The organism is Pseudomonas sp. GW822-FHT02G04 (assembly GCF_058802085.1).
Genome location: NZ_JBXANU010000040.1, coordinates 1 through 26141, shown reverse-complemented (window position 1 = coordinate 26141; position 26141 = coordinate 1). Strand labels below are relative to the sequence as shown.

General features: G+C 60.5%; 22 protein-coding genes and 1 pseudogene. 17 read left to right on the top strand and 6 right to left on the bottom strand.

The genetic code is table 11. From position 1 onward, the window contains the following. Positions 1-66 precede the first annotated feature (66 nt). The 7 genes from AC1RO5_RS29525 to AC1RO5_RS29495 all read left to right on the top strand — a co-directional run bounded on the left by AC1RO5_RS29525 (position 67) and on the right by AC1RO5_RS29495 (position 9855). A complete protein-coding gene (locus AC1RO5_RS29525; RefSeq protein ID WP_493179225.1) occupies positions 67-522 on the top strand; it encodes a flavodoxin in 456 nt (151 codons plus the stop codon). Positions 523-698: 176 nt separating this feature from the next. Continuing rightward, positions 699-1481 carry a class II aldolase/adducin family protein gene (locus AC1RO5_RS29520; RefSeq protein ID WP_493179223.1) on the top strand — a complete coding sequence of 261 codons (783 nt, stop codon included), beginning with the start codon at positions 699-701 and terminating at the stop codon, positions 1479-1481. Further along, positions 1482-2384, top strand: a complete 903-nt coding sequence (locus tag AC1RO5_RS29515) for an alpha/beta fold hydrolase (RefSeq protein WP_493179221.1) — start codon at positions 1482-1484, stop codon at positions 2382-2384. A 109-nt stretch (positions 2385-2493) separates the two neighbouring features. Continuing rightward, positions 2494-3405: an SDR family oxidoreductase gene (locus AC1RO5_RS29510; RefSeq protein ID WP_493179219.1), complete on the top strand. Its 912-nt coding sequence runs from the start codon at positions 2494-2496 to the stop codon at positions 3403-3405. Between the two features lie 572 nt (positions 3406-3977). Beyond that, entirely contained in the window at positions 3978-5771 is a 1794-nt protein-coding gene (locus tag AC1RO5_RS29505) for a DUF1302 domain-containing protein (RefSeq protein ID WP_493179217.1), read from the top strand. Between the two features lie 23 nt (positions 5772-5794). Continuing rightward, positions 5795-7162 (top strand): DUF1329 domain-containing protein, encoded by a 1368-nt coding sequence (locus AC1RO5_RS29500; RefSeq protein ID WP_493179215.1) that lies wholly within the window; start codon positions 5795-5797, stop codon positions 7160-7162. A gap of 140 nt (positions 7163-7302) precedes the next feature. Beyond that, the gene (locus AC1RO5_RS29495) at positions 7303-9855 is read left to right on the top strand and encodes a LuxR C-terminal-related transcriptional regulator (protein ID WP_493179214.1); all 2553 of its coding nucleotides are present in this window, start codon (positions 7303-7305) and stop codon (positions 9853-9855) included. 35 nt (positions 9856-9890) lie between these two features. On the opposite strand, the gene AC1RO5_RS29490 is transcribed toward AC1RO5_RS29495, so the two are convergent. After that, the gene (locus tag AC1RO5_RS29490; protein WP_493179212.1) at positions 9891-10682 is read right to left on the bottom strand and encodes an IclR family transcriptional regulator; all 792 of its coding nucleotides are present in this window, start codon (positions 10680-10682) and stop codon (positions 9891-9893) included. Between the two features lie 163 nt (positions 10683-10845). On the opposite strand from AC1RO5_RS29490, the gene hmgA reads away from it, so the two are divergent. The 3 genes from hmgA to maiA are packed head-to-tail and all read left to right on the top strand — an operon-like array spanning position 10846 to position 14109. Continuing rightward, on the top strand, positions 10846-12150 hold the full coding sequence (gene hmgA, locus AC1RO5_RS29485; protein WP_413696660.1) for a homogentisate 1,2-dioxygenase: 1305 nt from the start codon (positions 10846-10848) through the stop codon (positions 12148-12150). A gap of 3 nt (positions 12151-12153) precedes the next feature. Then, positions 12154-13461: a fumarylacetoacetase gene (gene fahA, locus AC1RO5_RS29480; RefSeq protein ID WP_493179210.1), complete on the top strand. Its 1308-nt coding sequence runs from the start codon at positions 12154-12156 to the stop codon at positions 13459-13461. Positions 13462-13473: 12 nt separating this feature from the next. Beyond that, positions 13474-14109, top strand: coding sequence for a maleylacetoacetate isomerase (gene maiA / locus AC1RO5_RS29475; RefSeq protein ID WP_493179208.1), 636 nt, complete (start codon positions 13474-13476; stop codon positions 14107-14109). Positions 14110-14239: 130 nt separating this feature from the next. Here the strand turns inward: maiA and AC1RO5_RS29470 are convergent, their stop codons facing one another. Then, positions 14240-15043: a SirB1 family protein gene (locus AC1RO5_RS29470; protein WP_493179206.1), complete on the bottom strand. Its 804-nt coding sequence runs from the start codon at positions 15041-15043 to the stop codon at positions 14240-14242. A gap of 183 nt (positions 15044-15226) precedes the next feature. Between AC1RO5_RS29470 and AC1RO5_RS29465 the strand changes: the two genes are divergently transcribed. From AC1RO5_RS29465 to AC1RO5_RS29450, 4 genes are all read left to right on the top strand, one after another. Then, positions 15227-16246 (top strand): Glu/Leu/Phe/Val dehydrogenase family protein, encoded by a 1020-nt coding sequence (locus tag AC1RO5_RS29465; RefSeq protein WP_018927157.1) that lies wholly within the window; start codon positions 15227-15229, stop codon positions 16244-16246. Positions 16247-16378: 132 nt separating this feature from the next. After that, the gene (gene pdhA, locus AC1RO5_RS29460; protein ID WP_493179204.1) at positions 16379-17473 is read left to right on the top strand and encodes a pyruvate dehydrogenase (acetyl-transferring) E1 component subunit alpha; all 1095 of its coding nucleotides are present in this window, start codon (positions 16379-16381) and stop codon (positions 17471-17473) included. Further along, positions 17466-18452, top strand: a complete 987-nt coding sequence (locus tag AC1RO5_RS29455) for an alpha-ketoacid dehydrogenase subunit beta (protein WP_493179203.1) — start codon at positions 17466-17468, stop codon at positions 18450-18452. Before pdhA ends, AC1RO5_RS29455 begins: the two co-directional genes overlap by 8 nt. 39 nt (positions 18453-18491) lie before the next feature. Further along, positions 18492-19601, top strand: a complete 1110-nt coding sequence (locus AC1RO5_RS29450; protein ID WP_493179201.1) for a dihydrolipoamide acetyltransferase family protein — start codon at positions 18492-18494, stop codon at positions 19599-19601. A 167-nt stretch (positions 19602-19768) separates the two neighbouring features. Here the strand turns inward: AC1RO5_RS29450 and AC1RO5_RS29445 are convergent. Further along, positions 19769-20023, bottom strand: a pseudogene (locus AC1RO5_RS29445) (YebG family protein); the annotation flags it as partial. 329 nt (positions 20024-20352) lie between these two features. Between AC1RO5_RS29445 and AC1RO5_RS29440 the strand changes: the two are divergent. Beyond that, positions 20353-20853, top strand: coding sequence for a phosphate-starvation-inducible protein PsiE (locus tag AC1RO5_RS29440; RefSeq protein WP_018927152.1), 501 nt, complete (start codon positions 20353-20355; stop codon positions 20851-20853). On the opposite strand, the gene AC1RO5_RS29435 is transcribed toward AC1RO5_RS29440, so the two are convergent. The 3 genes from AC1RO5_RS29435 to AC1RO5_RS29425 all read right to left on the bottom strand — a co-directional run bounded on the left by AC1RO5_RS29435 (position 20850) and on the right by AC1RO5_RS29425 (position 24259). Next, positions 20850-21167 (bottom strand): DUF3509 domain-containing protein, encoded by a 318-nt coding sequence (locus tag AC1RO5_RS29435; RefSeq protein ID WP_019581133.1) that lies wholly within the window; start codon positions 21165-21167, stop codon positions 20850-20852. The genes AC1RO5_RS29440 and AC1RO5_RS29435 overlap by 4 nt on opposite strands. A gap of 210 nt (positions 21168-21377) precedes the next feature. Continuing rightward, positions 21378-22679 carry a serine/threonine transporter gene (locus AC1RO5_RS29430; RefSeq protein WP_493179199.1) on the bottom strand — a complete coding sequence of 434 codons (1302 nt, stop codon included), beginning with the start codon at positions 22677-22679 and terminating at the stop codon, positions 21378-21380. Between the two features lie 203 nt (positions 22680-22882). Then, the gene (locus AC1RO5_RS29425; RefSeq protein ID WP_493179198.1) at positions 22883-24259 is read right to left on the bottom strand and encodes an L-serine ammonia-lyase; all 1377 of its coding nucleotides are present in this window, start codon (positions 24257-24259) and stop codon (positions 22883-22885) included. A gap of 135 nt (positions 24260-24394) precedes the next feature. On the opposite strand from AC1RO5_RS29425, the gene AC1RO5_RS29420 reads away from it, so the two are divergent. After that, positions 24395-25357, top strand: a complete 963-nt coding sequence (locus AC1RO5_RS29420; RefSeq protein ID WP_258671129.1) for a LysR substrate-binding domain-containing protein — start codon at positions 24395-24397, stop codon at positions 25355-25357. A gap of 199 nt (positions 25358-25556) precedes the next feature. Then, complete coding sequence (locus AC1RO5_RS29415) at positions 25557-25967, top strand: HPF/RaiA family ribosome-associated protein (protein ID WP_007936360.1); 411 nt, start codon at positions 25557-25559, stop codon at positions 25965-25967. The last annotated feature ends 174 nt before the right edge of the window (positions 25968-26141 follow it).

Genomic DNA, 26141 nt, shown 5'->3' with positions numbered 1-26141 from the left:
CTAAAAGATCAATGAGGGCTGTGCTGTTAATATCTTGGCCTTTTACTCAGCTTCAGGATCAGATTGATGAAAGTCGCCATCCTTTCCGGCTCGGTGTACGGCACGGCTGAAGAAGTCGCCCGCCACGCTGCAAGCCTATTGAACGCCGCCGGTTTTGAAACCTGGCACAACCCGCGCGCGACACTTGCCGATGTTCAGGCTTTTGGCCCGGAAGCATTTCTGGCGGTGACCTCGACCACCGGCATGGGCGAGTTGCCGGACAACCTGCAACCGCTGTATTCGATGATCCGCGATCAATTGCCCGCTGCCTGGCGTGGCTTGCCAGGTGCCGTTATCGGGCTGGGCGACTCGAGTTATGGCGATACGTTCTGCGGCGGCGGTGAGCAAATGCGTGAGCTGTTCGGCGAACTGGGCGTGCGTGAAGTCCTGCCGATGCTGCGTCTGGACGCCAGCGAAACCGTGACACCGGAAACCGACGCCGAGCCTTGGCTGGCGGACCTCGTCAGCGCACTGCGGGGCTGACTGACGGGCATTAATGGGCGGGTGCCTTGACATGGATCCAGGCTCACCCGCGCACTGACCCACTCGGCCATCAAGCTGGCTGCCAATGCAACTACCCGAAGTCTGGAGGCTGACTAGACTGCTGTAACGACAGTAAAACAATAAGAACAGAAAAACAAAAAAAGAGAACCCTTGCCGTGAACGTAGCCCCCGTCCAGTCGCCACACAGTGTCAAAGGAAAAGTCAGTGCTGCCGAGTGGCAGACCCGCGTCGACCTGGCTGCCTGTTATCGTCTGGTCGCCTTGCACGGCTGGGACGATCTGATCTTCACGCACATTTCGGCCAAGGTACCGGGCACTGAAGATTTCCTGATCAACCCGTTCGGGCTGATGTTCCATGAAATGACCGCGTCGAGCCTGGTCAAGGTCGATCAGGCCGGTAACAAGTTGATGGACAGCCCCTACGAAATCAACCCGGCGGGCTACACCATCCACAGCGCGGTGCATGAAGTCCGGCATGACGTCGTGTGTGTACTGCATACCCACACGGCGGCGGGGGTGGCGGTATCGGCGCAGAAACAGGGCATTTTGCCGATCAGTCAGCAGTCATTGTTCGTCCTGTCCAGCCTGGCTTATCACGCCTACGAAGGCGTGGCGCTGAACCATGAAGAGAAGGCGCGGCTGCAAGCCGACCTGGGTGAAAACAATTTTCTGATGCTGCACAACCACGGTCTGCTGACCTGTGGTGGCACCATCGCCGACACGTTCCTGATGATGTTTACCTTCCAGCGCGCCTGCGAGATTCAGGTGCTGGCGCAGAACGGTGGCGCAGAGCTGATCGCCATCGAACCGCAGATTCTGGCGGGCGCCAAGGCGATGATCGCCGGCGTTACCAAAAGTGCTCAAGGGATGGGTGGTGCGCTGGCCTGGCCGGCGCTGCTGCGCAAACTCGATAAACAAGACCCGGGTTATAAATTCTAAATGGCACTCGCCGAAATTCCGCTGTGTGTCTGGCGTAAACGCGGCCAGACGTTCGTCTTCCGCGGTCAGACCATCCGCTATTGGGCCGCGGGGCAGGGCGAGCTGCTGTTGCTGATCCATGGCTTCCCGACCGCCAGTTGGGACTGGCATTACCTGTGGCAGCCGCTGGCGCAGCGCTATCGTGTGATTGCCTGCGACATGCTCGGCTTCGGCGATTCGGCCAAACCGGTGAACCACCATTACAGCCTGCTGGAACAGGCCGATCTGCAACAGGCGTTACTGGCGCACTTGAACGTCGAGCAACCCGTTCACGTGTTGGCACACGATTATGGCGACAGCGTTGCCCAGGAGCTCTTGGCCCGGCACTACGAAGCACGCGCTCATATCGCCAGTTGCGTGTTCCTCAATGGTGGATTGTTTCCCGAAACCCATCGCCCGGTGTTGATGCAAAAACTCCTGCTAAGCCCCTTGGGCTGGATGATCGGGCTAGCCTTTTCCCGTGATGCTTTGGTGAAGAGTTTCAAGCAGATTTTCGGTCCGCAGACCCGGCCCACCGAAAGTGAGCTGGATGATTTCTGGAGCCTGGTCGACAGCAATCACGGGCAGCGGATCATGCATAAATTGATCGGTTATATCCCGCAGCGGCGGGCCCAGCGTGAGCGTTGGGTCAGCGCCATGCAGCGCGGCGAGGTGCCGCTGCGATTTATCAATGGCGAGGTCGATCCGGTTTCCGGCGCGCACATGGTGGCGCGCTATCGGCAACTGATTCCCGCCCCAGACACCGTCCTGCTGTCCGAGATCGGTCATTACCCACAGATCGAAGCGCCAGCGCCGGTGCTCAAGCACTATCTGGAGTTTCGCGACCGACTGGATTCACCGCCGCTCAAGTTGGCGTGCTCCTGACTATCCCGCTGCCTTATCGCGCACCATTCAGCCGCCCCCGTGTTCATTGTGACCGGCAGCCCCGTGCCTGACACTCGCACTAATAGTCCCTGGCCTGCTGGAGTTCCCCATGAATGAGTCTGTGCGCTTCGAAGATAAAGTCGTGATCGTCACCGGTGCGGGCGGCGGCTTGGGGCGAGCGCATGCATTGCTGTTCGCAAAGCAGGGCGCCAAAGTGCTGGTCAATGATCTCGGCGGCTCGGCTCAAGGTGAAGGCGCCAATGCGTCGGCGGCTGATCGAGTGGTGGCGGAAATTCGCGAAGCGGGTGGCACCGCCGAGGCTAACCATGACTCCGTCACCGACGGTGACAAAATCGTCCAGCACGCCCTCGATACGTTCGGTCGTATCGATGTCGTGGTGAACAACGCCGGCATCCTGCGGGACAAGACCTTTCACAAAATGGACGACAGCGACTGGGACCTGGTTTACCGCGTTCATGTCGAAGGCGCCTACAAGGTCACCCGCGCCGCCTGGCCACACATGCGCGAGCAAAATTATGGCCGCGTGATCTTCACCGCGTCGACTTCGGGCATCTATGGCAACTTCGGCCAGTCCAACTATGGCATGGCCAAACTCGGCCTCTACGGCCTGACCCGCACACTGGCTATCGAGGGCCGCAAGAACAACATCCTGGTCAACGCCATCGCCCCCACCGGCGGCACCCGCATGACCGAAGGCCTGATTCCGCCGCAAATGTTCGAACAACTCAAACCGGAACTGGTCAGCCCGCTGGTGGTGTACCTGGCCAGCGAGCAATGCCAGGAAACGTCGGGTCTGTTTGAGGTCGGTGGTGGCTGGATGGGCAAGGTGCGCTGGGAGCGCAGCCTGGGCGCCGGGTTCGATCCTCGGGTTGGTTTTTCACCAGAGGATGTGGCGGCGCATTGGCAGCAGATTTGTGATTTCGAAGGCGCAGCGCATCCGAAGGACAACATTGAGGCGCTGAAGGAAATGATGGAGAACTTGCAGAAGCATTCCCTCTGATTGCGCGACATCTGGCGGGGCTTGCCTGAGTCCCGTCATCTCTTCCCGATGACTCCCTGCCTGAAAAAACATCGCCCATAAAAAAGGCCGCTGCAAACGCAGCGGCCAAAGTAAGACGATTGATTAAGGAGCAATAAATCAACGTCAGTGAACACGGGGCGATGAGTCGAAAAAATGCGCTTCAAATCATCTGGATTCTGTCGCCAATGGGGTGGTCTATCATCCCCATCGCGGCGTGCTTTCAGGCCGTCTGCCGTGACAGCCAGGCAAGAATAAGGTATTGATCGCAAAGGAAAAATAGCGATTTCAGACATGCACTGTTACAGTCTTGGCAACAGTCTTCGGCTGACCTTTTGTAACAGCTGCTGAAGGCTGCTACACACCCAACTTCAACATGTCCCATGCACTGCACTGATAACCCTTCATCCAGCCCATCCATACCCCGCGCAAAACCTCGTCCCATGCGGGCATTCATCCTTTGGAGGTACATCGCGAATACCTCCTTGGTGCGCTTATCGCTCCCGGCGAGCGGCAGTAGGGTGGGGCCTTCTGTCACTCACCGGGGAAGACGCATGACAAAAACAACAATGCGCGCCATCTTCAATCCGCAAGCGCTGGCCGCTGCGGTGGCCTTGGGCTGCTGTGCCCAGGCGCAGGCTGTTTCATTCAACATCGGCGAAATCGAGGGGCAGTTCGATTCTTCGTTGTCCGTCGGCGCAAGCTGGGGCATGCGCGACGCCGACAAGTCGCTGGTGGGCACCGTCAATGGCGGGACAGGCCAGTCTTCGACCGGTGATGACGGACGCCTGAACTTCAAGAAAGGCGAAACCTTCTCCAAGATCTTCAAAGGCATCCACGACCTCGAATTGAAGTACGGCGACACGGGTGTGTTCGTCCGTGGCAAGTACTGGTACGACTTCGAGTTGAAGGACGAAGACCGCGAGTTCAAGCAGATCAGCGACAGCGGTCGCAAGGAAGGCGCGAAGTCTTCGGGCGCGCAGATTCTCGATGCATTCGTCTATCACAACTACTCCATTGCCGATCTGCCGGGTACCGTGCGTGCCGGCAAACAGGTGGTCAGCTGGGGTGAAAGCACCTTCATCGGCAACTCGATCAACAGCATCAACCCGATCGACGTTTCGGCGTTCCGGCGTCCCGGTGCGGAGATCAAGGAAGGTCTGATTCCGGTCAACATGCTGTTCGCTTCCCAGGGCTTGACCGATCAACTCACGGTGGAAGGTTTCTACCAACTGGAGTGGGATCAGACGGTTCTCGACAACTGTGGCACCTTCTTCGGTAACGACGTGGTGGCGGACGGTTGCAACAACAACTACACCGTCGGCAGCCCGGCGATTGCTCCGCTGGCACCGCTGGCGGCAGCCTTTGGCCAACCTATCCAGGTTACCCGTGAGGGCGTGATCGTGCCCCGTGGTGGTGACCGCGATGCACGGGATTCGGGGCAGTGGGGCGCGGCTTTGCGCTGGCTCGGTGACGACACCGAATACGGCCTCTACTTCATGAACTACCACAGTCGCACACCGACCGTCGGCACCACCACCGCCGGGCTGTCCACATTGGCCAGCCTGCCGGGCATGGTCAGCACTGCCAACCGTCTGGCCCCGGGCAGCGGTTCGGGCCTGGCCCAAAGCGTGATGCTCGGGCGCGGCCAGTACTACCTCGAATACCCGGAGGACATTCGCCTGTACGGTGCGAGTTTCTCCACCACCTTGCCCACCGGCACTGCCTGGACCGGCGAAATCAGCTACCGGCCTAACGCTCCGGTGCAGGTCAACACTAACGACCTGACCCTGGCGTTGCTCAACCCGATCGCCGGCGGCGCGGCATCGCCTGTTGCGACCCGGCCTGGCGCTGATAATACCGGTTACCGCCGCAAGGAAGTGACCCAAGTGCAAAGCACCCTGACGCACTTCTTCGATCAAGTGCTGGGCGCCCAACGGCTGACCCTGGTCGGTGAAGCGGCGATGGTCCATGTCGGTGGTCTGGAGCCGCGGAGCAAGCTGCGTTACGGCCGTGATTCGGTCTACGGCCAGTACGGTTTCGGTGGCGATACCGACGGCTTCGTCACCGCGACCTCCTGGGGCTATCGCGCCCGGGCGATCCTCGATTACGCCAACGTGATCGGCGGGATCAACCTCAAGCCCAACCTGTCCTGGTCTCATGACGTCGCCGGCTACGGTCCCAACGGGCTGTTCAACGAAGGCGCCAAGGCGGTCAGCGTCGGTGTCGATGCCGACTACCGCAACACCTATACCGCAAGCTTGAGTTACACCGACTTTTTCGGCGGGAATTACAACACCCTGACCGACCGCGACTTCCTGGCGCTGAGCTTCGGCGTGAACTTCTGATCTGGCTGAGAAGGATGATGTTAATGCGCAAGATGATTCTGCAATGCGGCGCCCTGGCACTGAGTCTGTTGGCCGCCAACGTGATGGCTGCGGTCTCGCCGGAAGAGGCCAATAAGCTCGGCACCACCCTCACGCCGCTGGGCGCCGAGAAGGCCGGCAACGCCGATGGTTCGATTCCAGCCTGGACCGGTGGCATCCCGAAAAACGCTGGCGCTGTCGACAGCAAAGGCTTTCTGGCTGACCCGTTCGCCAGTGAAAAACCGCTGTTCACCATCACCGCTGCAACCGTCGACAAGTACAAGGACAAGCTTTCGGACGGTCAGGTGGCGATGTTCAAACGCTACCCGGAAACCTACAAGATTCCGGTCTACCCGACCCACCGCACCGTGGCCGTGCCGCCGGAAATCTACGAGTCGGCCAAGCGCAGCGCGCTGAACGTGACCAGCATCAACGATGGTAACGGCCTGGCCAACTTTACCGGCAACCGCTACTACGCGTTCCCGATTCCGAAGAACGGCGTCGAGGTGCTGTGGAACCACATCACCCGTTACCACGGCGGCAACCTGCGACGCATCATCACCCAGGTGACGCCGCAGACCAACGGCAGCTACACACCGATCCGCTTCGAGGAAGAGATCGCCGTACCGCAATTGATGAAGGACCTGGACCCGGAAAAAGCCGCTAACGTGCTGACGTTCTTCAAGCAGTCGGTGACCGCGCCGGCGCGGCTCGCGGGTAACGTGCTGCTGGTGCACGAAACCCTCGACCAAGTGAAAGAGCCGCGCCTGGCGTGGATCTACAACGCTGGTCAACGTCGTGTGCGTCGTGCACCGCAAGTGGCCTACGACGGACCGGGTACCGCCGCTGACGGCCTGCGCACCTCGGACAACTTCGACATGTTCTCCGGCGCGCCGGATCGCTACGACTGGAAACTGATCGGCAAGAAGGAAATGTACATCCCCTACAACAGCTACAAACTCGACTCGCCGAGCCTCAAGTACGATGACGTGGTGAAAGCCGGGCACATCAACCAGGACCTGACCCGCTACGAGTTGCATCGGGTCTGGGAAGTGGTCGGTACGGTCAAGCCGAGTGAGCGGCACATCTACGCCAAACGCCACATGTACCTCGACGAAGACAGCTGGCAAGTGGCGCTGGTGGACCACTACGACGGTCGTGGCCAACTGTGGCGAGTGGCCGAAGGTCACGCCCAGTACTACTACGATCACCAGACTCCGGCCTACACCCTCGAGGCGCTCTACGACATCATTGCTGGCCGATACATTGCCCTGGGAATGAAGAACGAAGAGAAGCACAGTTTCGTATTTGGCTTCGACGCCAAGGCTGCCGACTACACACCGTCGGCCCTGCGCGCCGAGGGCGTCCGGTAAGGGTTTTGATACATTGGCATCACGAAAGGCGACCGGTGGGTCGCCTTTTTTATGGGCGCCAATCAGCGCGCTGAATACCTCTCAACAAGCGGGTTGGAGAGGGTTAGGGTTGTCGGACAATTATAAAAAGGCACGCTGCAATGACCGCCATGATCCCGTGTCTGGACCGTTCTGGGTTCCTGCCCCGGCTGTCCTCTCATCACCTGTCGCGGGCTCGCTTGACCGAGCCTCTATTGGCGTCTACGGCCCGGGTGAAATTACTCTGCGCCCCCGCCGGCAGCGGCAAGAGTGCGCTGCTCGCCGAGTGCCTGTTGCGGGCGCCATCCCAGTGCCGGGTGCATTGGCTGCCCTTGTCTGGCGGGGTGTCGAGCGCGGCCGATTTTCGTCATCGTCTGGCTGAGGCGCTGGGGTTGGCCTCGTCGGGCGAAACCGAATTGCTGAGCAATCTGGCGCGATTGCAGACGCCGACCTGGCTGTTCCTCGATGACTACTGCCGTCTGCCGAACCCGGAGCTGGACTCGTTGCTGGATCGCATGTTGGCAATCGGCAGCCCGATGCTGACCTGGTGGCTCGGCACTCGCCGCCGGCCGCTATGCAACTGGCCAAGGTTGCTGCTTGATGATGAGTTGTACGAGTGCGAGAGCGCTTCGTTGGCGTTTACTTCAGGTGAAGTGGAGCAGCTGTTGCATCCCTGGGTGCCGGATCAGGCCAACAAGGTGGCCAGTCGGGTCATCCAGCGCACCGGCGGCTGGTGTGCCGGTGTGCGGATCGCACTGTTGCAGAAGTGCGACTGGTCGCGTCAGGACAACCCCCAGGGACGGGCGGACACCTTGCTCGATTATCTGGAGCACGAGTTGTTCAGCTCGCTGACGCCTGAGTTGAGCGAGGCCTGGCGCGTGCTGGCCCACTTGCCACGCTTCAATGCCCGACTGTGCGATCACCTGTTTGGGGCTGGTGAGGGCGCGCAGTACCTGAGGACCTTGCAAGCACTTGGTTGTTTTATCGAACCCTGGCGCGATTCCACTGAATGGCTGCAGGTGTTCACTCCATTCACCCAATTGCTGCGCGATGAGCAATGGCCGGCCGGACGCTCCTGGCATCGGCGTGCCTGCCAGTGGTTCTGCGCCGAGCAGGACTGGAAATCAGCCTTCGAACAGGCATTGCTCGCCGAGGAATACGAAGTAGCGGTCAGCCTGTTGCAGCACTTCAGTTTCGAGCATCTGTTCGAGGAGCAGACAGTGGTGCTGTTGTTGCGTTTGCATGAGCAGCAAGGCGAGGAACTGACACTGGGCAGTCCACAGTTGGTGGGATTGATTACCGCCGCGCTGCTATTTGCCGGCCGTTTCGAACAGGCGACCACCAGCATCGCCCGTTTGGCGCATTTCACGCCTCAACCCTCGGCGGCGCTTCAGCGTCGATTGATTGCCCGCTGGCAGGCCCTGCAGGGTTGGTTACTGCATTTGCAGGGACAAATGGAGGCTTCACGCGAGCACTTTCTTGATGCGTTGAGCGCGCTCGATCCCGACTGTTGGACGGCGCGGTTGATGTGTTTGTCGGGGCTGACGCAACAGGCATTGCTAAGGGGCGAGCTCGACGTGGCACAAGCCCATAACCGCGAGGCCTTGTGCCTGGCGCGGGCGCAAGGTTCGCTGGTGTTCGAGGGCCTGATGGAACTCGATCATGCGCAATTGCTGGAGCAACGGGGCGCGGCGGTGCGGGCCGAAAGCCTGCTCTGTGACATCAATGAATTGCTCAGTCAGCGTTCGGACCGACCTGCACCCTTGCTGGGACGAATTGCGTTGCGTCGTGGACGGCTGGCCATGAGTCTGGGGGCGGACGAACACGCTGCCGAACTCTTTCAGGCGGGGCTGGACGATTGCTTGCACAACCATGACAAGCGCGTGCTGTACGGGTTTCTCGGTCTGGCACAACTGGCGGCCAATCATCGAAATTATGCTGCGGCGTTTGTTCATCTGCGCGACGCCGAACGGTTGATGCAGCAGCGGCAGATTCCCGAAACGGTTTATCGGGGGGTACTGCTGCAGATCAGCAGTCATATCTGGTTGCAGCAGGGGCGCCCCGAGTTGGCCTGCGAAGCCTTGAGTCGGGTGCTCCGTCATTATCATGGCTCCCCCGTACGGCAGGCACCGCCAGCGACGCTAGAACTGATATCGACTCTGGAATACCTGTTGGTACTGGCTGAGGTTCATCTGGGGCAGGCCCAAGCGCCGTTGACCCGGCTCGAGGCCCAGTTGCAATGGGCGCGACAGCGAGGCATGTCGCGACTACAAGCACAGCTGCATTTGGTCATGGCCGAAGTTGCCTGGTTGACCGGCGACCCTTCTGCTCAGCAGTCGTTACAGGACGGATTGGCCCTGGTCGAGCGCTGCAACCTCCAACAAGTCTTGTGCGATTTGCAACTACGCCAGCCTGAATTACTTGGCGCAATCCGCCTTGCCGCAACGGGAACCCCTTTGAATGAGGAGACCTTCCCACAGAGTCAATTGAGTCTGCGTGAAATAGAAGTATTGAAGTTAGTGGCGCAGGGTAATTCCAATCAACAGATTGCCGATCTTCTTTTTATTTCATTGCACACCGTTAAAACCCATGCACGAAGAATTAATGTGAAGTTGGGGGTGGAGCGAAGAACTCAGGCGGTTGCTCAGGCAAAATTGTTGGGGATGCTCGGTTAGTATTGGGCGTAAGCATTGCTCTCAGTGTCTGACGATCAATCGGCCAGGGCGGGTGGCTGATACCCCATCCGCCAACTCACCGCCTGGGTCGCTGCCAGCAATCGCTGCGCCGCCGGGCCGTTTTCGTCGGCATGGAACAACGAGGTCGGGCCGACGATGGTCATCACCGCCGCCACCTGGCCGACAGCGTTGAACACCGGAGCCGACAACGCATCGACCCCGGGCATCAATAAACCGTGAACGTGGTGCAAACCCCGTTCGCGGATCTGCTGGCACAACGTCACGTAGGCCTGCTCGTCCGCCAATGGGTGAGTCTCCACCGCGCTGACCTCCGCCTCGCGCAGTTCCACCGTCTCCCGGTGGGGCAGAAAGGCACCGAACACCAGCCCTGTCGAGGAGCTGAGCAACGGTAAAACCGAGCCCAATTGTGTGACCACCGTCACCGCTCGCACTGCCGGCTCGATGTGCACCACCGTCGCGCCCTGATTACCCCACACCGCCAGAAAACAGGTTTCGTTCAGATCGTCGCGCAGTTCGGCCAAGGGCAGGGCGGCGACTTTCAGCACGTCCATACTGTTCAGAGCAGCCAGGCCGACCCTAAGCGCTTCACGACCGAGGCCGTAATGGTTGGTGGCGGTGTTCTGCTCGGCAAAACCGCTGGCGATCAGCGCCTGGAGATAACGGTGAACCTTGCTCGCCGGCATTTGCACGTGTTCGGCCAGGCGCGACAACGAGGTCGAGGGCGACAACTCGGCGAGCGCCTTGAGGATGTCGGTGCCGACTTCGGCCGAGCGGACTTTCTGTTTACCGTTGCTTTCGCTGGTCATGGAGGCGGTGTGATCCCGGGACGAATGGGCGTCTTTATAGCTTGACGGTCAATACCAATCAAATTACGTTATGCGTAATTGAATTACGATAAAAATAACCCAGGCGTGCCAAGACCTCATCGCAGAGCGACAGGCCATTGCCTACTCCCGTTCAGGAGGCTCCATGAACCTCGATTCAACGGCGCCAGCGCTGGCTTATCAGTCAGGCTTTGGCAACGAATTCAGCAGCGAAGCGTTGCCCGGCGCACTGCCCGTCGGCCAGAACTCCCCGCAAAAAGCCCCTTACGGCCTGTACACCGAACTGTTCTCCGGCACCGCGTTCACCATGGCCCGCAGCGAAGCACGCCGGACCTGGATGTACCGCATTCAGCCGTCGGCCAATCACCCGGCATTCGTCAAACTGGATCGGCAGCTGGCCGGTGGTCCGTTGGGTGAAGTGACCCCCAATCGCCTGCGCTGGAACCCCTTGGACATCCCGACCGAGCCCACCGATTTCATCGACGGGCTGGTGAGCATGGCCGCCAATTCGGGCGCGGATAAACCGGCCGGGATCAGCATTTATAACTACCGCGCCAACCGTTCCATGGAGCGGGTGTTCTTCAACGCCGACGGCGAACTGCTGCTGGTACCGGAACTGGGCCGCCTGCGCATCGCCACTGAACTGGGCGTGCTGGAGCTGGAACCGCTGGAAATTGCCGTGCTGCCTCGCGGGCTGAAATTCCGCGTCGAACTGCTCGACCCGCAAGCCCGCGGCTACCTCGCCGAAAACCATGGCGCTCCACTGCGCCTGCCGGATCTGGGGCCGATCGGCAGCAACGGCCTGGCCAACCCCCGCGATTTCCTGACCCCGGTGGCGCATTACGAAAACCTCAAGCAACCGACCACCCTGGTGCAGAAATTCCTCGGCCAGTTGTGGGGCTGCGAGCTTGATCATTCGCCGCTGAACGTGGTCGCCTGGCACGGCAATAACGTGCCGTACAAATATGACCTGCGTCGCTTCAACACCATCGGCACGGTGAGTTTCGATCACCCGGATCCGTCGATCTTCACCGTCCTGACCTCGCCGACCAGCGTGCACGGTTTGGCCAACCTCGACTTCGTGATCTTCCCGCCACGCTGGATGGTGGCCGAGAAAACCTTCCGTCCCCCGTGGTTCCACCGCAACCTGATGAACGAATACATGGGCCTGATCAAGGGTGAGTACGACGCCAAGGCCGAAGGTTTCGTGCCGGGCGGCGCCTCGTTGCACAGCTGCATGAGCGCCCACGGCCCCGATGGCGAGACCTGCACCAAGGCAATCAACGCTGAACTGGCGCCGGCTAAAATCGACAACACCATGGCTTTCATGTTCGAGACCAGCCAGGTGCTGCGCCCGAGCCGATTCGCCCTGGATTGCCCGCAACTGCAAAACAATTACGACGCCTGCTGGGCCTCGTTGCCCGCCACTTTCGACCCGACCCGGAGATAACCCATGACTCAGACTTCCATCACTCGTAGCTGGGTTGCCTCCGCCAACGGCCACGCGGATTTCCCGTTGCAAAACCTGCCGCTGGGCGTGTTCAGCGTTAAGGGCGGCGCGCCGCGCAGTGGCGTGGCGATCGGCGACTATATCTTTGATCTGGGAGCGGCACTCGATGCGGGGCTGTTCGACGACGGTGCCGCGCGGACCGCCGTCGAAGCCACCCGTGGCGGCCAGTTGAATGCATTTTTCGAACTAGGTCGCGAGGCTCGCGTCGCCTTGCGTGAACGCTTGATCGAGTTGTTCAAGGAAGGCAGCACCCTGCACGGCAAGATCGAAGCCCAAGGCGCAAAACTGCTGCCACTGGCGGCGGATTGCCAGATGCACCTGCCAGCGAAGATCAACGACTACACCGACTTCTACGTCGGTATCGAGCACGCGCAGAATGTCGGCAAACTGTTCCGCCCGGATAACCCTTTGCTGCCGAACTACAAGTACGTGCCGATCGGTTACCACGGCCGCGCCTCGACCATTCGTCCGTCCGGCACCGACGTGCGTCGACCGAAAGGCCAGACCCTGCCGGCCGGCCAGACCGAGCCGACGTTTGGCCCGTGCGCCCGTCTGGACTACGAGCTGGAATTGGGCATCTGGATCGGCCAGGGCAACGCAATGGGCGACTCGATCGCTATCGGTGACGCCGCCGATCACATCGCCGGTTTCTGCCTGCTCAACGATTGGTCGGCGCGTGACATCCAGGCCTGGGAATACCAGCCGCTGGGGCCGTTCCTGTCCAAGAGTTTCATCACCAGCATTTCGCCGTGGGTGGTGACCGCTGAAGCGCTGGAGCCGTTCCGTCGTGCCCAGCCGGCGCGCCCTGAAGGCGACCCGCAGCCGCTGCCTTACCTGTTCGACAAACGCGATCAGGCGGCCGGAGCCTTCGATATCGAACTCGAAGTGCTGCTGCTGACCGAATCGATGCGCGAACAGAATCTGCCGGCCCATCGCCTGACCCTCAGCAATACCCAACACATGTACTGGACTGTCGCGCAGATGGTGGCGCACCACAGCGTCAATGGCTGCCAGTTGCAGGCCGGCGACCTGTTCGGTTCGGGCACGCTGTCCGGCCCTGAAAGCGGTCAGTTCGGCAGCCTGCTGGAAATCACCGAGGGCGGTAAAAAGCCGATCGAACTGGCGTCGGGCGAGGTGCGTAAATTCCTCGAGGACGGCGACGAAATCATCCTGCGGGCACGTTGCAGCCGTGAGGGTTTTTCTTCCATCGGTTTCGGCGAATGCCGTGGCAAAGTGCTGCCGGCGCGCTAAGAGGATCGGCTCATGGAGCTCTATACCTACTACCGTTCGACCTCGTCTTACCGGGTGCGCATTGCGCTGGCGTTGAAGGGGCTGGATTACCAGGCACTGCCGATCAACCTGATCGCACCGCAGGGTGGCGAACATCGCCAGCCCGCCTACCTGGGCATCAACCCGCAAGGCCGGGTACCAGCCTTGCGCACCGACGAAGGTGAATTGCTGATCCAGTCACCGGCGATCATCGAGTACCTGGAGGAACGTTATCCACAGGTGCCGCTGCTGTCCAAAGACCTCGCCGCCCGCGCCCATGAGCGTGGCGTGGCGGCGGTGATCGGTTGCGACGTTCACCCGCTGCACAACGTCAGCGTGCTGAATAAACTGCGGCAGTTGGGGCACGATGAGCCGCAAGTGGTCGAGTGGATCGGTCACTGGATCAGCCAAGGGTTGGCGACGGTGGAGCAATTGATCGGTGACGCCGGTTATTGCTTCGGCGATCAACCGGGGCTGGCGGACGTTTACTTGATCCCGCAGCTGTATGCGGCCGAGCGCTTCAATATTGCTCTGGACGCTTACCCGCGAATTCGTCGAGTGGCAGCGTTGGCGGCGCAGCATCCGGCATTCGTCAAGGCGCATCCGGCGAATCAGCCAGACACTCCGTAAGGCAAGATCAAAAGATCGTCCGAACGCGGCCCGAGCCTTCGGCAGCTCCTACATTGGAATCGCGCACGCCCGTGAATATCGGGCGAACACAAATCCTGTAGGAGCTGCCGAAGGCTGCGATCTTTTGCTTTTAATGAACGATGGCGTTGGGCGGCAAATGTCCGAGCCGTTCGGTCAGGCGAATCCGCTGGATCGGGTCGTCGCAGAGCAGCAGCGCGTGTTCCAGGTCAAAACGCTCGGCATTCGGGCAGTCCAGCCGTTGATAGAGGCTGGCTCGGGCCAGATAGTCGGAAGCACTGGCGTTGCCCAATTCCAGCACACGTTCGGCGTCGACCAGGGCGTCGATGTAGTCATCGTTCGTGAGGTACAACTGGCGCAGGTTGCGTGACAGCCGTTGCAGCATCTGCGCAGGTTCGGCGGTCTGCAAATGCTCGGCGCTGAGCTGCATGTTCGGGCCGTACTGACGTTGCAGCAGTTCACGGCAATCGTTGGGGTACAGCCGACGCCCGCCGCACGGGTCGAGCAGGTGATCGGCGCCTTGCACCCGCAGCAGGAAATGCCCGGGGAAGTTGACCCCGACCATGGGAATTTCCAGCCTTCTGGCCAGTTCCAGCGCAATCAGGCCCAGCGCCAATGGCTGGCCGCGCCGGCGTTCCAGCACTTTATGGAGCAACGCCACTTGCGGGCGCAAGGGCGTGAAGTCGTCCTGGGCAAACCCCAAGTCATTCATCCGCCGCAACAACGGTTGCGCCAACTCATTTACCGGCAGCATCGGTAATCCGTAGCTGACCCGCTGTTGCAGGTCCTTGAAGTCCGCCAGCACGGTCTCGGGATTCAGCTCTTTATCGTGTTCGGCGGCGATCCACAACGCCGCCTCGAACAGCGCGGGCGGTGATCGTTGCAGACAGTCGAAAAAGCGTTGGCGCGGGGTCATCAAAATCTCCGGGGAATGCCTCGTTTTAGCCCCGTCGCAGGCTTTCGTCCAGTGCTGAACACAGGCCGTAACAGGTTATGTCCGAAAACCTGTAAAGCGGCGCCGCTTATTCCTGTGCGCTTCTGCAATTTTTGTGCGCAAGCCTATACTGGCGACTACAAGAAGTGATTCGGGAGCCCGACGATGTTCGCTCTCATGCAAAGCACTCGCCTTGAATCGCTGCACCTGAGCGTCGATCCGGTCACCGGGTTGAAGGCGGTGATTGCCATCCATAACAGCCGCCTGGGACCTGCCCTGGGCGGATGTCGTTACCTTGCCTACCCCAGCGATGAATCCGCGATCGAGGATGCTGTGCGCCTGGCCCAAGGCATGAGCTACAAGGCGGCCTTGGCCGGCCTGGCTCAGGGCGGTGGCGTTGCGGTGATTATTCGCCCGGCCCACGTGGAAAACCGCGCCGCCGTATTCGAAGCGTTCGGGCGCTGGATCAATCAGCTCGACGGTCGCTACATCACCGCCATCGACGCCGGCACCTCGGTGGCGGACATGGACTGCATCGCCCAACATACGCAATTCGTCACCAGCACCACCGCTGCGGGTGACCCAGCACCGCATGCCGCCATGGGCGTATTCGCCGGCATTCGCAGCACCGCCATGGCCCGTTTGGGCAGCGATAATCTGGAAGGGCTGCGCATTGCCGTTCAAGGCCTGGGCAATGTTGGTTATGCCCTGGCGGAACAGCTGCACGCGGCTGGCGCCGAGCTGCTGGTCAGCGACATCGATCACGGCAAAGTACAACTGGCCATGGAGCAGTTGGGCGCTCATCCGATCGCCAACGAAGCGCTGCTCAGCACCCCTTGCGACATTCTCGCGCCTTGTGGCTTGGGCGGTGTGCTTAACAGGACCAGTGTGACGCAACTGCGCTGCTCGGCGGTCGCAGGTTCGGCAAACAACCAGTTGACCCATCTGGAAGTCGCCGATCAGCTGGAACGCCGGGGGATCCTGTATGCGCCGGATTACGTGATCAACGCCGGCGGGCTGATCTACGTGTCGCTCAAACACCGTGGGGAAGAACTGACGACCATCACCGCGCACCTGTCGAAAATCAGTTCTCGGCTGACCGAAGTCTTCGCCCATGCTCAGGCGGAAAAACGTTCTCCGGCCAGGGTAGCGGATGAGTTGGCGGAGAAAGTGTTGTACCGGTGATGCTGTACCGGTGAAAAGTTTTGAACCGATGAAGGAGTGAGTGCTTATCCGGCCAACTTGCTCCCCAAGCCCTGCGCCACAAACGTCGGGCCTGACAATCGCACGCCGACCCCGCGTGCCAGGAGCCCTGTGATGCTTCACAAGGTTGAGCTGCCCTACACCCGTTTTTTATCCCCTGACGGCCAGGTGCTCTGCGATCTCCCTCCCTGGGCCGACGACTTCAATCTGTTGACGCGCCTGTATCGGCAGATGGTTCTGACCCGCCTTTTCGACCAGAAAGCCGTCGCCCTGCAACGCACGGGGCGCATCGGCACTTATGCGCCAACCCTGGGCCAGGAAGCCATTGGCGTCGCGGTCGGCAGCCTGATGCACGCCGAAGACGTGCTGATCCCGTACTACCGCGACACCGCTGTGCAGCTGATGCGTGGCGTGCGCATGGAAGAAATTCTGCTGTATTGGGGCGGCGATGAGCGTGGCAGCGACTTTGTCGACCCGGCGGTGGCGCAGGATTTCCCGATCTGCGTGCCGATCGCCACCCAGGCCCTGCATGCCTGCGGCGTCGCCAGCGCATTCAAAATCCGCGGTGAGCATCGGGTCGCCGTCACCACCTGCGGCGACGGCGGCACCAGCAAAGGTGACTTCCTTGAGGCCCTCAATGTCGCTGGCGCCTGGCAGTTGCCAGTGGTGTTCATGGTCAACAACAACCAATGGGCGATTTCGGTACCGCGGCGCATTCAGTGCGGCGCCCCGACCTTGGCGCAGAAAGCCATTGGTGCGGGGTTCCACGGTGAGCAAGTCGATGGCAACGACATCCTCGCCGTGTATGACCGCGTGCAAGCGGCCCTCGAACGGGCGCGCCACGGCAAAGGCCCGGTGTTGCTCGAATGCCTGAGCTATCGCCTCGGCGATCACACCACGGCCGACGATGCCACGCGCTACCGCTCGGCGGACGAGGTCAAGCAGGCCTGGCTCGAAGAACCGATCAAACGCCTGCAACGCTTCATGGCCGGGCAGGGCGTGTGGGACGAAAGCCGCGAGCAGGCGCTGATCAGCGAATGCCAGGGGTTGGTGCAGGTTGCTGTGGATAACTTCGAAGCGGCGGGCCTGCAGGCGCCGGCATCGGTGATCGATCATATCTACGCCCAGTGGCCGCCAGCCCTGGCCGAGCAGCGTGAAGATTTCCTCGAACGGGTGGCGCGCCGGACGGGAGGTTCGGGCCATGAGTAACGGTAAGGTGACGCTGCTGGAGGCGGTGAATCTGGCGTTGCATCGGGCCATGCGCGAGGACGAGAACGTTATCGTCCTCGGTGAAGACGTCGGGGTGAACGGTGGTGTGTTTCGCGCCACGCTGGGTCTGCGCGACAGCTTTGGTTTCAAGCGGGTGATCGACTCACCGCTGGCCGAAACCATGCTCGGCGGGCTGGTGGTGGGCATGGCGGCCCAAGGCTTGAAACCGGTGGTGGAAATCCAGTTCATGGGGTTTATCTACGCCACCATGGAGCACCTGGTGTCCCACGCCAGTCGCATGCGCAATCGCACGCGCGGGCGGCTCACTTGCCCGATCGTGCTGCGCTCGCCGATGGGCGCAGGGATTCGCGCGCCGGAACATCACAGCGAAAGCACCGAAGCACTGTTCGCGCACATTCCGGGGTTACGGGTGGTGATCCCGTCCTCGCCAGCCCGCGCCTATGGCTTGTTGCTCGCGGCCATCGACGACCCGGACCCAGTGATCTTTCTCGAACCGACCCGACTCTATCGCATGAACCCGCAACCGTTGCTGGATGACGGCAAACGCCTGCCGCTGGACAGCTGTTTCACCCTGCGCGAAGGCAGCGACATCACCTTGATCAGTTGGGGCGCCAGTGTGATGGAAACCCTGCAAGCCGCCACGCAACTGGCCGAGCAGGGCATCTCGGCGGAAGTGATCGATGTCGCCAGTATCAAACCGTTGGACCTCGACACAATGGAGGCCTCGGTGCGCAAGACCGGTCGCTGCGTGATCGTGCATGAGGCGCCGCGCTCTTGCGGGGTCGGCGCGGAAATCGCCGCCAGTCTCTACGAACGGGTGTTGCTGGAGTTGCAGGCACCGATCCAGCGAGTCACTGCGCCGGACATCCCGCCACCGCTGTATCGACTGGAATCGCTGTACATGCCCGGCGTCGAAGACATTCTTCACGCCTGTGACACCGTGCTGCGCCACGCCTGAAGAAGCCTTGAAGAAACGCCAGAGGCCGAGGAGGTTGCGATGAAATACTTCAAACTGCCGGATCTGGGCGAAGGCTTGCAGGAAGCGGAAATCGTCCGCTGGCACGTCAAGGTCGGCGATACCGTCAAGGCTGATCAGTTGCTGGTGTCGGTGGAAACCGCCAAGGCGCTGGTGGACATTCCCGCGCCTTATGACGGCGTGGTGGCGAAAACCTTCGGCGGCGAGGGCGACATCCTGCATGTGGGTGAGCCGTTGCTCGGTTACGAAGGCGAAGCGGACGCGGGCACCGTGGTCGGACGGCTTGAGGGCGGCGGCACGAATCAGGAGGATGCGTTTTTTATCGGCACCGCACCTTCGACCCGCGAATACCTGGCGAACCGCGCCACGCCGGCGGTGCGTCAATTGGCGCGGCAACTGGGCGTTGAACTGAGCGCCTTGGTCGGCTCCGGCCAGGACGGCCAGATCACCCGCAGCGATGTGGAAAGCGCAGCCCAGATGGAACGTGAACGTTTCGGCGGTGAGAAGCTGCGCGGTGTGCGACGCAGCATGGCGTTGAACATGGCCAGGTCCCATGCCGAAGTGGTGCCGGTGACGATTTTCGGCGATGCCGATCTGCATCGCTGGGGGCAGGCGCGAGAACCACTGATTCGTCTGGCCAAGGCCATGGCGGCGGCCTGCGCGGTGGAGCCGGTACTCAACAGCGCCTTCGACGGTAAAACCCTATCGCTCAAACAACACGAACGGCTCGACCTGGGCATCGCCGTGGATACACCGGACGGCTTGTTCGTGCCGGTGCTGCGCGATGTCGGCAATCGCACGTCGGCGGACTTGAAAGAAGGTGTGATGCGCCTGCGCGCCGATGTGCAGGCGCGCTCGATTCCTCCCAAGGAGATGATGGGCGCGACCCTGACCCTGTCGAATTTCGGCACCTTGTTCGGCCGCTACGCCAACCCGGTGGTGGTGCCACCGCAAGTGGCGATCCTTGCCGCCGGGGCGATCCGCGATGAACCGGTGGCGGTCGAAGGCGCGGTGGCGGTGCATCCGATCCTGCCGCTGTCCCTGACCTTCGATCACCGTGTAGTGACGGGTGGCGAGGCGGCGCGGTTCTTCAAGGCTCTGGTGACGGCGCTGGAACAACCCGAGGCCTGACGTTTTGCGGGCATGAAAAAGGCCCTGAGCCATTGGACTCAGGGCCTATTCAATTCGGGTATTGCTTACTTCGGCGTCTTGGCGGCTTTGGCTGGCTTGGTCGGCTCAGCGGGCGCTACTTCAACAGGTGCAGCGACTTCAACGGGTGCAGCTTTTTCAGCGACTTCAGCTGGCGCATTCAGCAGTTCGGACAGTGCGTCCGGCTGGCTCTTGAACGCCTTGGCGAACACATCGCGATTTTTCGCCATGTAGATCCCGGCTTCTTCCACTTGCTGTTCGGTCAGGGACGGAACGGCTTTTTGCAACACTTCAGCCAGCAATTCGGCCAGTTCGAGCATTTTGTCATGACGGTCAGCTTCGGCTTTATCCATGAACAAGCGCTCCAGATCTCGGCTGCTGCGGTATACCACTTCGACGGCCATTCACCACCTCACATGCCTTCACATTTAGTTGTCTTTGCGACTACTGTATCTATATACAGCGAAAAGGATAAGCGAATCCCTGCGCTTTGGGTAGTGGCTTTTTAATGTAGACCGGATTCGGGGTTTGTCAGGGGATCGGTGGCGCTCCATTCGCAGGCAAGCCTCGCTCCTGCAGGTTTGGTGTTGACCTGCGACCAAACGCCACAGAGCGTGTTTTAAAGCACCTCGCCATCATGTGGCAGGCAACCTCTGGCCTTTTTTCTGCATGCAGAACAACCGTCACGTCCAACCCGCATCATCCGCTCGAACCGAGCTAAGGAACAATCATCGTGAAAATCAACTGGGCCGAGAACCTGCGGCAGAACGTGCACCAACTGGCCGAGTCCCTGGGCAACCTGTTCGTCGAGACCTTCCACTACCTGGCGCTGTTCGCCATCGGTGCGGTGACTGCCTGGGCGGCGGTCATGGAGTTCATCGGGATGCTGGAACAGGGGCATATCAAGATCGATGACATCCTGTTGCTGTTCATCTACCTGGAACTGGGGGCGATGGTCGGGATTTACTTCAAGACCAACCACATGCCGGTGCGGTTCCTGATCTACGTGGCGATCACCGCGCTGACACGGCTGCTGATCTCCAACGTCTCGCACCACAATCCGCCGGACCTGGGAATCATCTACCTGTGCGGCGGGATTCTGCTGCTGGCGTTTTCGATTCTGGTGGTGCGTTACGCCTCGTCGCAATTTCCTTCGGTGAAGATCGAACACCCGCAGCGCAAGATCGGTGCGGGTTCCGGTGAGCATCCTGAAGTGGAGAAGGGCGAGCTTTAAAACCCAATTTCAGGTCGGGGCCGGGCTTTGGCCTGTGGCGGCGGCAGCTTACGGTTGTCGCCGTCGGTCATGGCTTCGAGGATGGCCACGGCACATTCACCCTGTTCGATGGCGATGCCGAACTGAATGCTTTGCACCAGGCGTTTGAGGCGCTTGGGGTCATTGCGTTGTTCGGCGCTGATCATCCGTTTGGCCACCACGCGGCCAGCGTTGGAGAGGGTCAGCATGATGCTGCCGTCCAGACCCTGGATGCTCAGGTTGATTTGATAATCCGCTGCAAAGGCATCGGTAATGAGCTGAAAAGGGTTGTCCATAATGCGTCACCGCCTGATTGAACGTGCAGTTGTTGACGGCCGTGATCGGGATTAGTTCGCAGTACCAGACCACCGGCCTTCCATGTTCATGCGCTTTCTTCCGTGCCGCGTAGGGGATACAGCAAGGGGCATGCCGGAAAAACTGTCGGACAATGTTTACGGCAAAAAAACGGCGGGCACCCTGGCCCGCCTTCTTTTTGCCTGCCCGTTTCAGGGCATAAATGAATAGATGATCGCAGACAGTGCAATCAGACCGACCAACGCCACGAACACGTTCGAGGCCTGGCCCGAGTATTGGCGCAAGGCTGGCACGCGGCGGATGGCGTACATCGGCATCAGGAACAACAGGCATGCGATGATCGGCCCGCCGAGGGTTTCGATCATGCCCAGGATGCTCGGGTTGAAGGTCGCCACGGCCCAGCAACTGAGGATCATGAACAGCGCAGTGAGGCGGTTCAGCCAGCTGGCAGAGATGACTCGACCACGACCGCGCAGGCTTTTCACGATCAGGCCCTGAAAGCCTTCGCTGGCGCCGATGTAATGGCCCAGGAAGGATTTGGTGATTGCCACCAGCGCAATCAGCGGCGCGGCGTAAGCGATGACCGGCGTCTGGAAGTGGTTGGCCAGGTACGACAGGATCGAAATGTTCTGCGCCTTCGCCGCGGCCAAATCAGCCGGGGACAACGCCAGCACACAGCTGAAGCAAAAGAACATCACCGTGACGACCATCATGGCGTGAGCGATCGCCAGAATGCCGCTGCTTTTGCGTTCGGCTTGCCCGCCGTAACGCTGCTTCTGATCGACGGCGAAGGCGGAAATGATTGGCGAATGGTTGAACGAGAACACCATCACCGGAATCGCCAGCCACAAGGTCTTGAAGAACAGCGGCAGCGGCATGCCCTCGCTGGCGGTGGCGAAGAACGCGCCGTTCCAGTTCGGGATCAGGCTGATGCCCAGTAGCAGCAATGCCGCGACGAACGGGTAAACCAGCACACTCATGCATTTGACGATGACGCCCTGACCACAACGGACGATGGCCATCAGGCCGAGAATCAGCCCCAGTGACAGGATCGCCCGAGGCGGTGGCGTCATGTGCAACTGGTGCTCCATGAGGCTGCTCAGGGTGTTGGTCAGCGCTACGCTGTACACCAGCAGAATCGGGAAAATCGCGAAGAAATACAGCAGCGTGATCAGTTTGCCGGCACCGATGCCGAAGTGTTCTTCCACCACTTCAGTGATGTCCCCGGAACGGCCGGACAACACGAAACGGGTCAGGCCGCGGTGTGCAAAGAATGTCATCGGAAACGCCAGCACTGCCAGGATCAGCAGCGGCCAGAAACCACCCACTCCGGCGTTGATCGGCAAAAACAGCGTGCCAGCGCCAATTGCTGTGCCATAGAGGCCAAGCATCCAGGTGGTGTCGTGTTTACTCCAGCCTTTGTGGGTTATTTCGTTATTGCGTGTGAGCTCTACAGCGGGATTATCGGCAGCAGGTGTACGTATTTCGGTCATCGTTTTTGCCTCGTTATTGTTTTTGCTCGGGCTCACGGCGGGCAGACCGTTTGAAACTACTGCGCTCGACAATCCTGCGTTAAAAACAGGCTCGGAATGCTCATTTACAGCCAGTAAACTCCGCTTCTTCGCCTGTTTTTGCCTTGTCTTGTCTTCGCTCGCTACGTTTCAAACGGCCTGCCGGGACGGTCAGGAAATGCTCCTCAGCACTCCACCCAGCTAACAGCCAGGCCGCCCCGTGAAGTTTCTTTGTATTTGTCGTGCATATCGGCGCCGGTATCGCGCATGGTGCGGATCACCCGGTCCAGGGAAATGAAGTGTTTGCCGTCACCGCGCAGGGCCATTTGCGTGGCGTTGATCGCCTTCACCGCGGCAATCGCGTTGCGTTCGATGCACGGCACTTGCACCAGACCGCCGACCGGGTCGCAGGTCAGGCCGAGGTTGTGTTCCAGGCCGATTTCAGCGGCGTTTTCCAGTTGTTCCGGGGTGGCGCCGAGCACGTCGGCCAAACCGGCGGCGGCCATGGCGCAGGCCGAGCCGACCTCACCCTGGCAGCCGACTTCGGCGCCGGAGATCGAGGCGTTTTTCTTACAGAGAATGCCTACAGCGGCCGCGCCCAAAAAGAACGCCACGACGTCATCGTCCGACGCGTCCGGGTTGAATTTCATGTAGTAGTGCAGCACCGCCGGAATGATCCCCGCCGCCCCGTTTGTAGGCGCGGTGACCATCCGTCCGCCCGCGGCGTTTTCTTCGTTCACGGCGAGGGCGAACAGGTTCACCCACTCCATGGCCGACAGGGTGGAGCTGATGACATTCGGTTTGCCGATTTCCAACAAGCTGCGGTGCAATTTCGCCGCGCGGCGCGGAACATTCAGACCGCCGGGCAGGATGCCTTCGTGACGCAAGCCTTGCTCGACGCACTCGCGCATCACCGACCAGATGTGCAGCAGGCCCTGACGGATTTCGGCTTCGCTGCGCCAGGCCAGTTCATTGGCCATCATCAGCTCGGAAACCCGCAGACCGTGCTGGTTGCAGAGCTTGAGCAATTCGGCGGCGCTGGAGAAATCGTATGGCAGCACGACGTCGCTGGCCGGTGCAATGCCAGACTCGGCTTCGGCCGCTTCGATGATGAAACCGCCACCCACCGAGTAGTACGTCTGCTCGAACAGCTCGCCGGTTTCGCCGAAGGCTGTCAGGGACATGGCGTTCGGGTGGTAGGGCAGGCTCTCGTCGAGCAGCAGGAGATCGTGCTGCCAGTTGAAGGCGATGGTCGCTTTGCCGGCCAGGGACAGCTTGCCGGTTTCCCGCAGGTGCTGGATGCGCGAATCGATACTGGTCGGATCGATGCTGTCCGGCCATTCGCCCATCAGCCCCATGACACAGGCGCGGTCGGTGGCATGGCCGACGCCGGTGGCGGAAAGCGAGCCATAAAGGCGGATTTCTACCCGACGTACGGCGACCAGCAAATTCTGGTCAATCAGTGCTTGGGCAAAGGTCGCTGCGGCGCGCATCGGGCCGACTGTGTGGGAACTGGACGGACCGATGCCGACTTTGAAGAGATCGAAAACACTGATAGCCATGCTAAAGCCTATACAAGCAATGGAAGAGAAATCGCCGCCATTTTTGTAGGCCAAGCGCAATGTAGGCGATACTGCCTACCTCGGTCCTACGTGACCAACGAAACTTCCTAAGACAGCCTTTAGCAGGACTAAACGATGAGTCGTCAATTGCACGCCCAGACTTACGTCTGGCTGCACGTGTTTTCCTGTGCCGCGCGGCACCTGTCGTTCACCCGTTGCGCCGAAGAACTGCACATCACGCCGGGTGCGGTCAGTCAGCAAATTCGGCAACTGGAAGAGCGGCTGGGGTTTCGCCTGTTTCACCGTCGCGCCCGTGGGGTGGAATTGAGTGCGCAGGGCCAGCGCCTGGCCATTACCGTCAACGAGGCTTACGGCAGCATCGACGCAGAATTGCGACGACTGGATGCAGGAATGATCAGCGGGATTTTGCGGGTGCGTTCGATTCCCTCGTTCCTGAGCAAATGGCTGACCCCGCGTTTGCCGCGTTTGCAGCAGCGCTTCCCGGACATTCAATTGCGCCTGGTGGCGGAGGACAGCAGCGTGCCGCTGCACGAGGGTGATTTCGACCTGGCGATCGATCTGAATGACGGCAGCTATCCCGGGTTGTTATCCACAACCTTGCTCGACGAACAGATATTCCCGGTGTGCGCCCCGAGCCTGTTGCGAGGGCGGCCGCCGCTGCACGGTCCGGCAGACTTGATGCACTTTCCGTTGTTGCACGACATCACCGCCTGGCGCGGCAGTTACGAATACGCGGAATGGGAGTTTTACCTCAATGCCATCGGCTTCGAAGGCGCGGACGTGCGGCGCGGGCACACCTTCAACCGCAATCACCTGACCATCGAAGCGGCGATTGCCGGGATGGGTGTGGCGATTGCGCGGCGAACGCTGCTTAACGATGAGCTGGAACGGGGCACGCTGATCGTGCCGTTTGGACTGGCGGTGCCCAATCACAAGCGCTATGTGCTGCTGTATGCGCCGGGTGCGCTGAGTCATCCGGGCGTGCGCGCGGTGCATGACTGGCTGGTGGAAGAGGCAGGGGTTTTTCGCAGCCAGCACCCACTGGGGGAGCGGGCAGATGTGGGCAATTATGAGTGAAGAGAGGGGCAACCCAACTCCCGACATTAACAGTGCTTTTGCTCGTTGTCCGGCTTTTTTTGCGTATGAATATTTATCTTTTTTTAGGGGTTGAAATGTTCCGCGCACACACCGATTGTGTAACCAAGAGGTTGCGGTGATGACGCCCAAGGGCCAGCCGATGCGCCTCTTGCGAGCTAGCTGAAATAAGGGAAGAACTATGCAAATCCAAGTCAATAGCGATAACCATATTCAAAGCAGTAAACGACTGGAGGAGTGGGTACGTACTACCATTGAGAGCACGCTCGAACGTTATGAAGAGGACCTGACCCGCGTCGAGGTCCATCTGCGGGACGAGAACGGCGACAAGCCTGGTCCCCATGACATGCGCTGCCAGCTGGAAGCGCGGCCAAAAGGCCACCAACCGATTTCCGTTACCCATAAAGCCGCCTCCCTGGAACTGGCGATCGACGGGGCAGCCGAAAAACTTGAACATGCGCTGGAGCATATGTTTGGCAAATTGCGCGGCAAACCACGCGCCGCTGTGGTGCCGTTCGATAGGGGCGCCCATGCCGATGCACTGCTTGAAGATGAGTTTCTCGAGAACGAACAGGCTGCGCTCAACGGCTGAGGCTTGAGGCGGCTTTTACCTCCCTAATGAAAACGGGCCTGCGATTGCAGGCCCGTTTTTGTTTCTGGATTTAGTGATTCCTGTGGCGAGGAGTGAACCGCTTTTCGTAGGAGCCAGGCTTGGGGGGGGGGGGGGGGGGGGGGGGGGGGGGGGGGGGGGGGGGGGGGGGGGGGG